12 protein-coding genes are annotated in these 14,633 nt (G+C 72.4%); 10 read left to right on the top strand and 2 right to left on the bottom strand.

The features are described 5' to 3' along the window. The first annotated feature begins 101 nt into the window (after window positions 1-101). Window positions 102-872 (top strand): alpha/beta hydrolase, encoded by a 771-nt coding sequence (locus ABD374_RS15445; RefSeq protein ID WP_344495493.1) that lies wholly within the window; start codon window positions 102-104, stop codon window positions 870-872. Between the two features lie 284 nt (window positions 873-1,156). Here ABD374_RS15445 and ABD374_RS15440 read toward each other — a convergent pair whose 3' ends face one another. Continuing rightward, window positions 1,157-2,677 carry an alpha/beta fold hydrolase gene (locus ABD374_RS15440; RefSeq protein ID WP_344495491.1) on the bottom strand — a complete coding sequence of 507 codons (1,521 nt, stop codon included), beginning with the start codon at window positions 2,675-2,677 and terminating at the stop codon, window positions 1,157-1,159. 90 nt (window positions 2,678-2,767) lie between these two features. Between ABD374_RS15440 and ABD374_RS15435 the strand changes: the two genes are divergently transcribed. From ABD374_RS15435 to ABD374_RS15405, 7 genes are all read left to right on the top strand, one after another. Continuing rightward, window positions 2,768-3,742, top strand: a complete 975-nt coding sequence (locus ABD374_RS15435; RefSeq protein ID WP_344495489.1) for a helix-turn-helix domain-containing protein — start codon at window positions 2,768-2,770, stop codon at window positions 3,740-3,742. A 190-nt stretch (window positions 3,743-3,932) separates the two neighbouring features. Further along, window positions 3,933-5,612, top strand: a complete 1,680-nt coding sequence (gene aspT / locus ABD374_RS15430; protein WP_344495487.1) for an aspartate-alanine antiporter — start codon at window positions 3,933-3,935, stop codon at window positions 5,610-5,612. A gap of 13 nt (window positions 5,613-5,625) precedes the next feature. Further along, window positions 5,626-7,329, top strand: coding sequence for an aspartate-alanine antiporter (gene aspT, locus ABD374_RS15425; RefSeq protein WP_344495485.1), 1,704 nt, complete (start codon window positions 5,626-5,628; stop codon window positions 7,327-7,329). Window positions 7,330-7,389: 60 nt separating this feature from the next. After that, a complete protein-coding gene (locus tag ABD374_RS15420; RefSeq protein ID WP_344495483.1) occupies window positions 7,390-9,042 on the top strand; it encodes a bifunctional aspartate transaminase/aspartate 4-decarboxylase in 1,653 nt (550 codons plus the stop codon). A gap of 268 nt (window positions 9,043-9,310) precedes the next feature. Then, complete coding sequence (locus ABD374_RS15415) at window positions 9,311-9,553, top strand: DUF3072 domain-containing protein (RefSeq protein ID WP_344495481.1); 243 nt, start codon at window positions 9,311-9,313, stop codon at window positions 9,551-9,553. 87 nt (window positions 9,554-9,640) lie between these two features. Next, a complete protein-coding gene (locus ABD374_RS15410; protein WP_344495479.1) occupies window positions 9,641-10,000 on the top strand; it encodes a hypothetical protein in 360 nt (119 codons plus the stop codon). A 924-nt stretch (window positions 10,001-10,924) separates the two neighbouring features. Continuing rightward, the gene (locus tag ABD374_RS15405; protein WP_344495478.1) at window positions 10,925-11,968 is read left to right on the top strand and encodes a phosphatidylinositol-specific phospholipase C domain-containing protein; all 1,044 of its coding nucleotides are present in this window, start codon (window positions 10,925-10,927) and stop codon (window positions 11,966-11,968) included. 155 nt (window positions 11,969-12,123) lie between these two features. Here ABD374_RS15405 and ABD374_RS15400 read toward each other — a convergent pair whose 3' ends face one another. Further along, window positions 12,124-12,993 carry a YhjD/YihY/BrkB family envelope integrity protein gene (locus ABD374_RS15400; protein ID WP_344495476.1) on the bottom strand — a complete coding sequence of 290 codons (870 nt, stop codon included), beginning with the start codon at window positions 12,991-12,993 and terminating at the stop codon, window positions 12,124-12,126. Between the two features lie 129 nt (window positions 12,994-13,122). Here ABD374_RS15400 and ABD374_RS15395 point away from each other — a divergent pair, with 129 nt between their 5' ends. Next, window positions 13,123-13,344: a hypothetical protein gene (locus tag ABD374_RS15395; RefSeq protein WP_344495474.1), complete on the top strand. Its 222-nt coding sequence runs from the start codon at window positions 13,123-13,125 to the stop codon at window positions 13,342-13,344. Between the two features lie 172 nt (window positions 13,345-13,516). Then, entirely contained in the window at window positions 13,517-14,362 is an 846-nt protein-coding gene (locus ABD374_RS15390; protein ID WP_344495472.1) for an isocitrate lyase/PEP mutase family protein, read from the top strand. Window positions 14,363-14,633 lie beyond the last annotated feature (271 nt).

The raw sequence follows: 14,633 nt of genomic DNA, 5'->3' as shown, positions 1-14,633 counted from the left end.
CACATGGCGGACGTCCGGGGTACGCCATGCACACGGCACGCACAAGCGGCTTCTCTCCCCCGGCCGCCCCGGCACGCCACCGGACACGAACAGTGAGGCACATGATGACCGACCCCAGGGCGCACCAGGACGAGCGGGACCGTACCGGCCATCGTTCGCTTCGGCTGCGGACCCACCCGCCCGCGCCCGCGGGAGCGGTCCTCCTCCTGCACGGCGGCCGCTCGGAGGCCCTGACGCCACCGCCACTGCTCAATCTGCCGGGCGCGCGCATGCGGCCGTTCGGCAGCGCGATCCTGAAGGCCGCGCGGAAACACCATGTGCTGCTGGCGTCGGCGCGCTATCGCCACCGCGGATGGAACGGATCGCGCAGCGACCCCGTACACGACGCGCGAGAGGCGCTCGGTGAACTGAAGCCGCTCGTCCCGCTCGGATCCGTCGTCCTCGTCGGACACTCCATGGGGGCGCGGGCAGCACTGCGCGTGGCCGGACACCCGCACGTGAGCGGGGTCGTCGCCCTCGCCCCGTGGTGTCCGCCGGGCGAACCGGTGGCGCACCTCAGGGACAAGCAGGTGATCGTCCTCCACGACGAACAGGACCGCGTCACGCATGCCCATGACTCCTGGGACCTCGTACGGAGGGCTGGGCACGCCGGGGCGCGGGCCTGCGGCATCGTGATGCCCCGGGGCGGGCACGCGATGCTGCGCGACGCCGGTGTCTGGCACCGGCTCACGGCTTTCCTGACCGCGGGCGTCCTCGGCGAAGAGCCGATACCTGCCGTCGTACGGGCGGCGCAGGCCGGCGACGGCGAGCGCGTGGTCAGCGCTCACCACGTGCTCCGGGAGCTCCCCCGCAGAGGCCGCCGGCCGGCGTGACGGACGGCGTCCGCCGGGGCGGTGCGGTGCGGTGCGATGAGGCGTCGCCGGGCACGGCACGGCCCGCCCGCGTACGCGTACACCACGGGGGCCGACGCCAGTGGACCGGCCACGATCGCCGCGTACCCGGCACGATCGGCGCGGGCCGTCCCGGACGAGGGCGAACGACGCGAAGACCAGCAGGACGCCCGGGCGCTGCGGGCGTTCGCGGGCGAACCCGCCGGCACCCGTCCGGGCCCTGGGGGTGGGGAACGTGCGGGACCCGGCCGGGGGGGCGGCCCGGCTCAGCCCGTCAGGTGTGCCAGCACCGAGCGCATCGCGCGGTGCACGGCCTCGCGCGACTCGTCGGTCGGGTCCAGCGCCTCGAAGTTGTGGTGGCCGTTCGGCACGTCGATCACCTCGACGCCGGCTCCGCAGTCCTCGGCCGCGGCCAGGAACTCCGCGACGGTGGCGGCGATCTCGGGCACCTCGCGCCCCACCCGGGTCAGTACGAGAGGCAGGCCGCCCGCGTCCGCCACCGCGGCCGCCGGGCGGAACCGCCCCTCGGCCGCCCCCCAGTTGGGCAGCGGCGCCAGGATCGGGTAGCTGGCCGCCAGGCAGCGCAGCCACGCAGGGGGCGCCCCCAGCCAGTCCGCCGCCATCGGACCGCCGCCCGAGAAGAACCACAGTGCCACCCGGTCCGGGTCGACCCGGGGGTCGGCCCGGACCAGCTCCACCGCGGCGGCCACGTCCGCGGCGGCGCGTTCGTAGTCGGTGACGTCGTGGAGGCGGTGGTCGAAGGTCACGCCCACCGCGCCCTGCCCGGCCGCGTACCGGGCGTACCCCGTCATGGCCGGCCACTCCCGCGGGGTCGGGCGCGCCTCGGCGGGCACCGGGCCGCCGTGCACGAACACCACCGCCGGCCGCGGGCCCTCGGCCGCGGGCAGGTACAGGTCGACGTTCCCGGTCCGCTCGCGGGCGGGTTCGGGCAGATCCAGCAGGAACGGCCGCAGGTGGGGCGGCGGTCCGGTGGTCCCGGCCGGCTTCAGCCGGTGGCCCTCCCCTGCCGCGGCGCGCAGCAGGACCTCCGCCAGCTCCGCGGGACAGGACAGCATCGGCCAGTGTCCGGTGGGGATTTCGAAGAACGTCACGCGGGGGTCGGTCAGGGCTTCGAAGGCGGGGTCGCCGAAGCCCACCCGCATCTGGAGCATCTCGATGCCCGCGCCGTTTCCGGTGCACAGCACCCCGGTGGCGGGCACCGCGGCCACCGCGCCGGTCAGTCGGAGAGGCTGGAGCAGAGTGCCCAGCGGCTGCGGCGCGGCGCGGGCGGCGAGGCGGTCCAGCGCCTCCTCCGGGACGCCGGCGGTGCTGCCCCAGCGCTGCCACCCGTCGCGGGCCGGGGGCGGCAGCTCGCCGACCGCCGCGCCCCGTGCCGCGCGCTCGGCCAGCTGCTCGCGCAGGGCCTGGTCGGGCACCGCCGCCAGGGCCGGGACTCCGTCCTGGGGCATACCCGCGTCCAGGTGGACGATCCGGGAGACGCGCTCCGCGCGCCGGTCGGCGGCGCCCAGTACCGGGTGGATGCCGTAGTCGTGGCCGACCAGTACGATCTCCCGCCCGGCCGCGGCGTCGACGGAGTCGATCGCCGCCAGCACGTCCGCGATGTGCGTCTCCAGGTCCGTGCCGGGACGCGCGGGGCCACGCCCCGCGCCGAGTCCGGTGAGGTCCGGCGTGTGCACCTCGGCCCCCGCCGCGGCCAGTCGCGCGGCCGTGTCCTCCCACACGTGTGCGCCGGTGAACACGCCCGGCACCAGGATGAATGCGGTCATGACCCTCTCCTCAGTACGCCGTCCGCGGTCCGGCCCGATCGCCGTCCGCGCTCGCCGGTACGGTAGGAACTCCCCCTGAGGGAGGTTCAAGTGTTCACGTCGCGCGACGGTCTGTGCAGCATCGGCGAACTCGCCGGGCACGCGGGCGTCACCGTCAAGACCGTCCGGTTCTACTCCGACCGCGGTCTGCTGCCGGAGGCTTCCCGCAGCGCGGGGGGACACCGCCGCTACGGCCCGGAGGCGCTCGACCGGCTGCGCCTGATCCGTTCGCTGCGCACCCTCGACCTGCCGGTTCCCGAGGTGCGCCGGATCCTCGACGAGGAGGACGCGGCGGGCCGGGTCCTGGAGGACGCCGTCGCCGGGCAGTTGCGCGCGCTCGGCTCCGAGCTCAGGGCCCTGCGGTGGCGGGAGGCGGGGCTGCGGCTGGTGCAGGAGTGCCCGCCCGGGGAGCGGGCCGACCGGCTGCGGCTGATCGGCGCCGTGACCAGCCCGCCGAACACCGAGGCGCCGGCCCGGTTCTGGCGCGCCTGGCTGCCGCCGCGGATGCCGGCCCGGGCCACCGCCGCGTTCCTGGAGGTGGCGGTGGTGCAGCCGCCCGAGGACCCGTCCCCGGCGCAGGTGCTGGCCTTCGCCCGGCTGCACGCGCTGACGTCGCGCCCGTGCGGGAGCCCGGAGCACTGCCGGCCGGAGGCGCACAGGGCCGCGGGGGGCCGCGGGGCGGCCGTGCTGTACGCGGGCCTGGCCGAGGCGTACGAGCTCGCGGGCGGGCAGCTGCGGTGGAACCGGCCCCCGGCCCCGGGCGAGGCGCTGGACTGCTTCGTCGCCGTGTACGCGCGTGTCCACGGCACCCGGGACACCGCGGAGTTCCGCCGCCTGCTGGCCGGACAGCTCGCCTCCGACCCCCGGATCGACCGGTACTGGGAGCTGGCTGCCGAGGTCGCCACCCCGCCGGGCGGGCGGCCGGAGCCGACCCCCGGGGTCGCGCACGACTGGCTGCTCGCGGCCCTGGACGCGCAGACGGCCCGGACGGAACAGCCGACGCGGGTGGCGCGGACGGCCACGTAACAAGCCCACCGCGGTCCGCACCGCCCGGAAAGCTCTCTCCGCCCCGGACGGCCGGACGGAGGGCCCTGGCAGGTCTCCCCGTCAGGGCCGAACGGAGGCATGCCCGCTCCCCGGCGAGCGGAGTCCGCGGGGGGCGGCTACATTCCTGAATTGTCTTACTTTGACTGCCTCATACAAATATCGGAGTGCCATGGGTGTATTGCGCGCTCATCCGGAACTCGCCCTCTTCCTCTGCCTCGCGGCCGGATACCTCGTCGGCAGACTGCGCGTCGGCCCGATCACGCTGGGCGGCATCGCCGGGACGCTGATCGTGGCGCTCCTGGTGGGCGCCTGGTCCGAGGTGAGGGTGGCCGACGACGTGAAGACGGTGTTCTTCGCGCTGTTCATCTTCTCCCTCGGCTACATGGGCGGGCCCCAGTTCTTCGCCAACCTCAATCGCAAGGGGCTCAGGTTCGGCGTGCTGTGCCTGATCGAGCTGGTGTGCGTGGTCTCGATCGCGCTCTTCCTCGCGGAGGCGTTCGACCTGGACGTCGGTACGGCGTCCGGCATCCTCGCCGGCGCCGCCACCGAGTCCGCCGTGGTCGGTACGGCGACCGAGGCCATCGGCAAGCTGGCGGGCCTGACCCCGGCCCAGGTCACCGAGTACCAGGGCAACGTGGCCACCGCGTACACCGTCTGCTACCTCTTCGGTCTGATCACGATCGTGCTGTACTCCAGCCAGATCATGCCGATGATGCTGCGGATCGACCTGCGCGAGGCGTCCCGTGAGCTGTGGGAGAAGATGCGGGGCGGCGAGGGCTCGCTGGAGGAGGACGAGCGGGAAGCGCTGCCGGGCATGGTCGGCCGTACGTACGTGGTGACGGCCGGCGACGGCATGACGGTCGGGGAGCTGCAGTCCGCCCGGGACGGCCTGGTCACCGTCGAGGCGGTCAAACGCGGCAGCAGGGCGCTCACCCCCGAGCCCGGCCTCGAACTCTCCCTGTCCGACCTGGTCCTGCTCGTCGGCCGCCGGCGCGAGGTCATCGCGGCGGGCCGGCAGCTGGGCCCGGAGACCCCCGGCATCCCCGGCCTGGACGCCCCGCTCGCCACCCGGCAGGTGGCCGTCACCGAGAAGGCGACGGACGGCCTCACCATCGACGCGGCGCGCCGCCGGCATCCCGAGTTCGGGCAGTCCGGTGTGTACGTCACCGAGGTGCTGCGCAACGACCAGCACCTGCCGGCGTCCGGGGACACCGTGCTGCGCCGCGGCGACGTACTCAGCCTGGTGGGCGCCCGCTCCGGACTGGACCGGCTGGTGAAGAAGATCGGGGCGGTCGTCAACAACGACGCCACCGACTTCGTCTACCTCGGCCTGGGCATCGTCGCCGGCTCCCTCCTCGGCCAGATCGTCGTCCATCTCGGCGACATCCCGCTCTCCCTCGGCACCGGCGGCGGCTGCCTCATCTCCGGACTGGTCTTCGGCTGGTTCCGCTCCCGCCGGCAGACCTTCGGCGCCTTCCCGCCCCAGGCGGCGACCACCCTCAAGGACATGGGACTGGCCGTCTTCATCGCCTGCACGGGGCTCGCCTCCGGCCCCCAGGCCGCTCCGCTGCTGAAGGAGTACGGGGCCCTGCTCCCGTTCGCGGGCGTGGCGATGGTCCTGATCCCCGCCACCCTCTCGCTGGTCGTCGGCCTGAAGCTGCTGAAGATCGAGAAACCGCTGCTCATCGGGGCCATCGCGGGCCAGCAGTGCTCGACCCCGGCCATCACCGCGATCAGCCAGACGGCCCAGAGCACGGTGCCGCTCCTCGGCTACACGATCACCTACACCCTCTCCAACTTCCTGCTGCCGCTGACCGGTCCCGTCCTGGTCGGCATTCTCGGCGCCTAGGAAGGGCCTCGACGTGACCGAATTCCTCGACCGGAACATCTTCCAGCCCCACCCCGAACTGCTGGCCTTCATCACCGTCGCCTTCGGCTTCCTCCTCGGGAAGATCCGCTACAAGGCCGTCGCGCTGGGCACGGTCACCGGCTGCCTGGTCGCGGGCCTGGTGCTCGGCGCCCGGTTCAAGGTCGAGATCGACGACACGGTGAAGAGCCTCTTCTTCATCATGTTCCTGTTCGCCCTCGGCTACCGGGTCGGCCCGCAGTTCTTCCGCGGCCTGAAGAAGGACGGCCTGCCCCAGGTGATCAACGCGATCGTGGTCTGCGTGACGGGTCTGCTCGTCTGCTGGGGCTTCGCGGTGATGCTCGGCTACGGGCCCGGGCTCTCCGCCGGCCTGCTCGGCGGCGCGCTCACCCAGTCCGCCGTCATCGGTGTCGCCCAGGACGCCATCGGCTCCCTGCCCGGCTTCACCCCGGACCGGCTGAAGACCGAGGAGAACCTGGTCCCGGTCGGCTACGCGGTGACGTATCCGCTCGGCACCGTCCTGTGCGCCGTTCTGCTCGCCGATGTCCTGCCCCGCCTCTACCGCCGGGATCTCGCCGCCGAGTCCGCCGCGCTCGCCGAGGAGCTCGACTCCCCCGACGAGAACCCCGACCTCGGCGAGGGGTACTACGAAGTGGTGCTGCGCGCCCACACCGTCCAGCGCCCGGACCTGGCGGGGCGCACCATCGAAGACTTCGAGGACCAGCAGCGGGAACTCGACCGCCGGATCTACCTCACACGGGTCAGGCGGGACGGCGCGATCATCGACCACACCCAGCAGACCACCCTGCGCGAGGGCGACGTGGTCGCCGTGTCGGCCCTGCGCCACGATCTCGTGGAGTTCGGCCCCCGTACGCACATCGGCGAAGAGACCGACGACGTGGAACTTCTCGGCTACCGGACCGAATCCCTGCATGTCGTCGTGTCCGAGAAGGCGCACCTCGGCAGGACGATCGCCGCGCTGCGCCGCGAGCCGTTCATGGCCGGTGTCTTCGTCGACCGGCTCTACCGGTCCGGCTCCGAGTTCCCCCACCGCCCGTCCACCGCGCTGGAGCGTGGCGACACGGTCGTCCTCACCGGCCCGAAGCGCCTCGTCGACCCCGCCGCGAAGGAGATCGGCAAGCCGGTTCCGACCAGCTTCGCGACCGACATGACCTGGGTCGGTCTCGGCATCTTCCTCGGCGGCTGCGTCGGCATCCCCGCCCTGACCGTCTCCGGGGTCCCGATCAGCCTCTCCACCTCCGGCGGCGCGCTCATCATGGGCCTGGTCTTCGGCTGGATCCGGGGCAAGTACCCGACGTACGGCAATGTTCCGCCGGGCGCCCAGTGGTTCATGGACACCTTCGGTCTCTGCCTGTTCGTCGCCGTGGTCGGTGTCAACGCCGGGCCCGGCTTCACCTCGGGTCTGGCGGAGGCCGGCTGGGGACTGCTGCTCTTCGGCGCCGTCGCGACCGTCGTCCCGCTGCTCGTCGGCTTCCTGGTGGGGCACCACATCCAGAAGATCCGCTTCCCGGTCCTGATGGGCGTCCTGGCCGGCGGCCAGACCACCACGGCCGCGATCGGCGCCGTCAACGAGGCGTCCCGGTCCCAGATCCCGACGCTCGGCTACACCGTCCCGTACGCCGTCGGCAACGTCCTGCTGACCATCTGGGGCGCCGTCATCGTCCTTCTCCGGCACTGACCCTGTCCCCCCCTGTCCCGACCGACCCGTGTCCCGCGTACGAGCCACAGAGGAAAGCCCATGCCCAAGACCAGCTTCTCGCGCGAGGAGATCCAGTCCCTCGCGCGGCTCTCGCCCTTCGAGCTGAAGGACAGGTTCATCCAGCTCGCCCAGGTCACCCAGGAGGACAAGCCCGGGCAGAAGGACAAGTCCGGCGTCCAGCTGCTCAACGCCGGCCGCGGCAACCCCAACTGGGTGGCGACCGGACCGCGCGAGGCGTTCTACGCGCTCGGTTACTTCGCCCTGTCGGAGTCGCGCAGGGTCTGGACGGCGGACAACCTGGGCGGCATGCCGGAGAGGCGGGGAGCGGGCGCCCGCTTCGACGCCTTCGTACGGCAGCACCCGGGCCTGCCCGGCGTCGAGCTGCTGGACAAGTGCGTGCGGTACGGGATCGAACGGTTCGGCTTCGACCGGGACGCCTTCGTCCACGAGCTCACGGACTCCGTCACCGCGGACAACTACCCGGTACCGGACCGGATGCTGACGCACGCCGAGGAGGTCGTCCGGGCGTACATCGCCGACGAGCTGTTCGACGGGCGGCCGCCCGGGAACAACCGGCTGAGCCTGTTCGCGACCGAGGGCGGCACGGCGGCGATGTGCTACGTCTTCGACTCGCTGACGAAGAACGGGCTGCTGGAGAAGGGCGACCGGATCGCGCTGATGGTCCCCGTGTTCACGCCGTACATCGAGATCCCCGAGCTCGACACGTACGAGTTCGACGTCGTGCAGATCAAAGCCGACCTGTTCACCGAAGCAGGCGTGCGCGAGTGGCGCTACCCCGCCGAGGAGGTCGCCAAGCTCGAAGACCCCTCGGTCAAACTCGTCTGCCTGGTCAACCCCTCCAATCCGCCGTCGCTGGCGCTCAGTGACCGGGTCGCGGGCCAGATGAGGGACATCGTCGCGACGAAGAACCCGAACCTGATGATCGTCACCGACGACGTGTACGGCACCTTCGTCGAGGGCTTCCGCTCCCTCGCCGCGGACCTGCCCCGCAACACCCTGCTCGTCTACTCGTACTCCAAGCACTACGGCGCGACCGGCTGGCGGCTCGGTGTCATCGGCCTGCACGACGACAACGTCGTCGACGAGATGATCGCCCGGCTCCCGCAGGAGACGAAGGACCGCCTCGACAAGCGGTACGGCACCCTCAGCCTGGAGCCCGGGAAGATCAGGTTCATCGACCGCCTGGTCGCGGACTCCCGTCAGGTCGCCCTGAACCACACGGCGGGGCTCTCCCTGCCCCAACAGGTGATGATGGTCGTGTTCTCCCTCTTCGCCATGGTGGACGAGGGCCGGGCTTACAAGCACAAGGTCCGTGCCATCGTGCGGCAGCGGCTCGACCTGCTGCTCGAAGGCGCCCGGATGCGGATCGCGGACGACCCCGGGCGCGCGGCCTACTACGTCGAACTCGACCTGCTGGCCGAGGCCGAGCGGGTGCACGGCAAGGACTTCGCGGCCTTCCTGAAGAAGGAGTACGAACCCGTCGACGCTCTCTTCCGCCTGGCCGAACAGACCCATGTGGTCCTCCTCAACGGTGGCGGGTTCGACGGCCCCGAGTGGTCGGTCCGCGTCTCGCTCGCCAACCTGGACGACCTCGACTACCTGAAGATCGGCCACCATCTGCGAGCGATCTTCAACGACTACGCGGCCGAATGGCAGGCGTCCACGGCGTAATCCGCCGGCCTGTGCTGTGCGTCGTGGTCGCGGAGCAGCCGGCTGCTGCGCGAAGAGAACCCCCCTGAAGCCGCCTGCCTCCGCCCGCCGCGGCAGGCGGCACCGGGAGTTCCGTTGCGGGCGCTTTCACTTTCGCTTTCGCCGAAGGTTCCGTCGGCTGCTCCGTCATCAGGCCGGCCGGTTGCCCGGCGGCAGGCCTGCGCCGAACGGGTCATCCGCGTTGCGCCGTACGGAGCAGGAGCTGCCCGGGGCGGGAGCCCGGCAGGGGATGCCGGGTAGGGGACCGGACATGAGCGAACAGGATCCGGAGAAGGACGTCGAGGAGTGGGTGACCGGTGACGAGCCGGCCACCGGTGCGCAGCTGAGCTACCTGCGCACCCTGGCCCGCGAGGCGCACGAGGACGTTCCGCAGAACCTCACGAAGGCCGAGGCGTCGCGGATGATCGAGCGCTTGCAGCGCGCGTCGCCGCGAACGGCCGGACCGGGCGGGAACAAGGACGACGGCGTGTGAACGAGGAAGCCCGAGGCGGTCACTGACGGCACGGCGGCAACCCCACTCACCGGTGTCCGGCTCGACGCGGATCTGCGCGAGGGCGGTGTGACGGCCGTACACGACCCGGGCGACGGGCCAGTACGTGCCGTCGCCGCCCATCATGCGGTGCACCTCGGGGCCGACGGTGTGCTCGGGCGTGCCGGGCAGCAGCAACAGCTCGGGCAGGCCGGCCATGCGTACGCCGCCGGTCTCCCGCAGTACGGCGCGGATGCCGGCGGGGACGGACACCGGCCAGGCGTCCATCTCCGGGTCGGTGCAGCCGTCGTGGAGGGTGACGAGCCCGGGGAGTTCGGCGGCCGGCGCGCGCAGCTCGGCCACGGCGCGTCCGGCGGCGTCGTCGGGCTCCCGGTGCCGCCGGACTCCTTCGCGCAGGAAGTCGCCGCTGGCCACGGAGCGGATGAGTAGCGCTCTGCCGTCTCCGGCCAGCCGGAACTCGACTTCGCTACTGCCGGTGTCGGCGGTGTTGCGGTCGGCCGAGTGGTACGGCTGCCAACCGGCGCCGCACGGGTGGGCGGGAAGCGAGCCCAGGCCGACCACGTCGGTGAGCGAATCACCCCGGCCGACCAGTGCCGCCGGCTCGGCGTCCGTCTCCTCGCTCTCGGCGGTCTCGACCGACGGACGGACTCGACGAAGACCGTGGGCAGGGGCCGTTCCTCCACCGTGCCAGCGTCGGCGAGCCGTTCGGCGAGGGCGAGGAGCCGGCCGGTGAACGTCGCGGCCTCGACGGTGGCTTCCGGTTCGTCGTACGCCCGGACGGCCGCGACCGGGACCAGTCCGCCCGCCACCCGCCACCCGGACCGACGGTGAGCGAGCCCTGGCCCCAGTGCGGTTCACCCAGCGTCCAGTGGCCGTCCGCGAAGGGCCGGCGGCCGTGGGGGGTGCCGCGCGGGCCGAATGCGTACGGGATGCCGTCGGCCTCCAGGCCGCCGGTCTCGCGCAGGACGACGCGTACCGCTTCGGGTACCGGAGCCGGCCACGTGTCGAGTGCGGCGTCCGGGAAGCCGTCGAGCAGTGTGACGGCGTCGGGCCGCTGCTGCGCCAGCGCCTTCAGCGTTCCGACCACCGCCCGCGCCCGTGCCTGCTCCCCGCCCTCGCCGGTCGTGTCGTCCCTGCCCCACGTGCGGGCGCTGTCCCACGCCTGTTGTGCCGCGCCTGTTGTGCCGCTCGACGATCCATGGCGCCCGCGCCCGGTGTCCAACGCGGTGGTGCGCCGAGTCGCGGATGTTCGGCGCAGGCGGCGCAGAAGTCGGCTCGAGGACTCCTGCTGTTCGGGCAACTCCCGTATCTTGCCGCGCAGTTGCCCCACCGACTTCCACGAAGGCAGGACACATGAAAGCGATATGGCGTCGATCGGCGACGGCTCTGGCCATGGCACTCCTCGGCGTGGGCGCGACCCCGGCCGACGCCGTGGCGGCCGGTCCTCAGCCGGCCTACTCCGCCACCACGGGCGTCGGCGTGCACAACGCGTACGAGAAGAACGCCTTCCCGTACTTCGCCGACGCACTGGACTCCGGCGCCGCCATGCTGGAGCTGGACGTGTGGACCAACGCCTTCGGCAGCTCCTGGCGGGTCTCGCACAGCAACCCCGTCGGCAACGACAACAACTGCGTGAACGCGGCGAACGCGAACGAGCTGCGTGCCAAGCCCCGCAATCAGAATCTGGGCGGCTGCCTCGCGGACATCAGAGCGTGGCACGACGCGCACCCGGGCCACCGGCCGGTCGTGCTGAAGGTCGAGCTCAAGGACGGCTTCCTGGGCAGGAACGGGCGCGGTCCCGCCCAGTTCGACGCCCTGCTCACCGAGAAGCTCGGCGACGCGCTCTACCGGCCGGCGGACCTGGCCGGCGGGCACGGCACGCTCGACGCCGCCGTACGCGCCGACGGCTGGCCCGCGCGCTCCGCGCTCGCGGGCCGGTTCGTCGTGGAGCTCATCCCGGGAACGGTCGAGGAAGACAACCCCGCCGACACCCTGTGGACCGACCGCGAGTACGCCGGCCACCTTCGCGACCTGGCGGCGGCCGGCCGGCTCCGGGAGGCGTCCGCCTTCCCCGCCGTGCACGGAGCCGAGGGCGGCGACCCGCGAACGCGCTACGCGGACGCGACCGTCCGTCCCTGGTTCGTGGTCTTCGACGGCGACGCCGCCATGTACGCCGGCGGTGGCACGGACACGGGCTGGTACGCCCGCAACCGGTACCTCCTGGTCATGACGGACGCCCACAGGGTGCCCCCGGCGATCGACGGTACGAACCCGACCGAGGCCGAGGCGCTCGCGCGTCTTTCCCTGCTGGCCGGACGGCACGCGAGTGTCGTCTCCGCCGACTGGCGGGCCCTGCCCCGGGTCCTGTCGGCCGTCGTGGCGCGGGCGTCCGGCTGACGGGCGGCGCTCCGGCCGGTGGTCCGGCCCGGTCCGGTTTCCCGCCCACCGCCATGGGCCGGGAGGCCGGCCGGGCGGCTCGCAGGCGGGTCACCTCACCGTGTGCCTCGCACAGGAGGCGCGCCAGGTACGCGAGATACGCGAGGTACGGGCCATCAGTCCGGCCCTCCCGGCCCCGGGGCCGACGTACGCCGTACTCGCCACTCGTGGACCAGCCGCCCGACCATCGCCCCGCCGTACACGACGAATCCCACCCCCACCAGCCAGGACTGCAGGACCAGCACGGTCCCGATCGGGCCGTACGTCACCGCGTTCGACGCGATCAGCGGTGAGAAGACGAACTGGCTGAAGATCCGCAGCCCCAGCAGCCCCACTGCCGTCGTCACGGCCCCCGGCGCGAGCGCGCGCCAGCGGATCCGGCCGCAGAGCAGGAATCGCTGCGACCACCAGAAGAAGACGAACAAGCCGATGAGGTCACCGCCGGCGACCAGTACCGTCGCGACGGCGGGCGACTCGTCGGGGGCGGGCGCCTTGACGAAGAGCAGCAGGGCGGCCACCAGCACGGCCAGCCAGACGACATGGCGCCACATCGTGTGCCATCGCGCCGTCGGCAGATCCCACACGCGCTCGTACCCGGTCTGCACAGCGGATCCGAACGTCACCCCGAAAGCGGCCAGTGCGGCGAGACCGAGCGCCGTTGTCTGCTGCAGCGCCTGGCCCGGCCGGCCGAACAGTTGCGTGACCTCTTCCTGGGACCTCTCGGACACGCCGAGCCCCGCCACGAGCCACCGGGCGAAGCCGCGACCGCTCGCGAGGTCGGCCGCGGCGACGACGATCAGCAGCGGCACCAGAGTGAGGAAACTCAGCGCCGCGAAACCCATGGCACGGTGCATGAGCTCCACCTCGCGCCCACGGTCCCAGGTGAGCGCGAGGGCCGAGGCCCGCAGCCGCTGTTGGAGTCGCGGGAGCCAGTGGCCGTGCTGCGCGGGGCGGCCGTCGTGCGGCGCACCGGGTTTCGGGGGCATGCCCGGTCGAGTACCCGTAAGTGCCCGCGCCGCCTCCGGCATGCCCCCGAACGGGTGTCACCCGCGCGTCCGCCCGGGTGGCCGAAGAACATCGGTGCTGGGAGGAGGCTGGGCGGGTAGGTTCCGCTCATGACCGATGTCGTGGACGCGGATGAAATCCTGCGCCGTGTGCGCAGGGCTCGTGACTGGGCCGGGCAGCAGGAGCAGCACTGGCGGGCCCGGTCGGACGCCGGCGGGAAGAGCGGCCCCCGGGATGCTCCGGCGGCAGAGGTCTTCGCCGCCGCGTACGAGGCGGTGCGGAAGGTGCTGGACGAGGTGATCGATCCGGGAGCGAACGACCTCGACGGCTAGCGGAGCGGCCGGCCCCAGCCGTCGGCGGGGCCGGGCCAGGAGAAGCAGGAGTGGTGCCGGGGCACCTTTGGGGTGATCTGCCGCAACCGGCGTGCGTACCCGGCGTTGATCAGCCCGCGTGATCGACGTACGCCCGCCCCCGGGTCTCCCCCGCGACTGTCAGGAACCAGCCATGCTGTACGGAAAAGCCTTGCGCGACCGGATCGCCTCCGCCGGGACCACTCCCCTCATCGGTGTGCACGACATGTACTCCGCGTCCCTGGCGGCCCGGCACTACGACGGTCTCTTCGTGTCCGGTTTCGGCTTCGCCGCCTCGCACTACGGGCTTCCCGACATCGGGTTCATCGCCTGGCCGGACATGGTGGCGTTCGCGGAACGCCTGCGCGGCGCGTTCCCGCGGCACCACCTGCTCGTGGACATCGACGACGGTTACGGTGACCCCGAACTGGCCTGCCACGTGGTGCGGCGCCTGGAGCGGGCGGGCCTCTCGGGGGTGGTGCTGGAGGACCAGAAGCGCCCGCGCCGCTGCGGCCACGCCGACGGAAAGCAGGTACTGCCGCTCGACGAGTACCTCGAGAAGCTCGACCAGGTACTGGCGAGCCGGACCGACCTGCTGGTCGTGGCGCGGACCGATGCCACCGACGAGGGGGACATCCTGATCCGCGCCAAAGCCCTGGCGGCGACCGACGCGGACGTGGTGCTGGTCGACGGGGTGCGCAGCGTCGAGGCGATCCGCCGGATCCGTGGCGTCGTCGGCGGCAAACCGCTGCTCTTCAACCAGATCGCGGGCGGCAAGTCACCGCGCCTGTCCCTCACCGAACTGGCCGCGCTCGGGGTCGACGTGGCGGTCTACAGCACGCCGTGCCTGTTCGCCGCGCACCGCGCGATGGAAGAGGCGATGACCGGACTGAAATCCGCCGACGGGCGTCTGCCCGCCGCGGAGGACGGTGGCAGCATCGGTGTCGGCGATGCCACGATGATGCTGACCGAGAACCTCCACCGCCACAGCATGCGTTGAAGGCTCCGCGCCGGATGAGCATGCCCCCCGATTCGTCTCACGGGCCCGGGAAAACGAGTTCTCACGTCCGCATCCGCATGCGTGGGAGCAGGTGACGGGTGGCGGTGCACTCCATGGCCGGGGGTTCCGGCGTAAGCCCGTCACGGCATCGAAGCCTCACCATGGCTGCTCCCCCGTCCAAGGCTGGGCAGGGCAGCGCGGAGAGAACCCTCTGCAAACCGGGGTCCGGCGGGAAACGTGCGCGGAAACGTCGCGCTTCCGCGATGGGCTC

Origin of the sequence: Streptomyces enissocaesilis (assembly GCF_039533765.1) — a bacterium.
In the GTDB taxonomy this organism is placed as follows: domain Bacteria; phylum Actinomycetota; class Actinomycetes; order Streptomycetales; family Streptomycetaceae; genus Streptomyces; species Streptomyces enissocaesilis.
The sequence above is the reverse complement of the archived record's forward strand: the minus strand, read 5'-3'. Positions and strand labels throughout refer to the sequence as shown.